Here is a 346-nt window from a genome sequence, read left to right as displayed (position 1 = left end):
GAGGTGACGACTTTGAAACATAATCGTACGGATGAACAAATATTACTGCAAGCATTAGAAACCCTTCATGATGAGACGGAAAAAATGAGGGAGAAGGAAGCCAAAAAAATTTGGTCTGAGATTTCCCTTCCTTTCACATTGCATGCCGGGCTTTTGCGATATACAAAAGATGAGTTACACGAAATCAGAAAACGGTTGAACATCCGCAATGCAAGCAGCTTAAAAAAAGCGGATTTAGTGGCTGTACTAGAAGAACATATTCCGATGCTCATGAAAATCATTCTCTGCCAATTAGATGAGGATTTATTTCGTTTGATTCAAAACATGGTCCACAATGGGGGCTTTA

General features: G+C 39.3%; 1 protein-coding gene. It reads left to right on the top strand.

The genetic code is table 11. The features are described 5' to 3' along the window. On the top strand, window positions 1–346 hold a 346-nt coding region (locus tag ACLWS4_RS38060; RefSeq protein ID WP_416876578.1), incomplete at both ends, for a hypothetical protein.

The organism is Kitasatospora sp. SC0581, from assembly GCF_048159585.1.
GTDB lineage: Bacteria > Actinomycetota > Actinomycetes > Streptomycetales > Streptomycetaceae > Kitasatospora.
The sequence above is the reverse complement of the archived record's forward strand: the minus strand, read 5'-3'. Positions and strand labels throughout refer to the sequence as shown.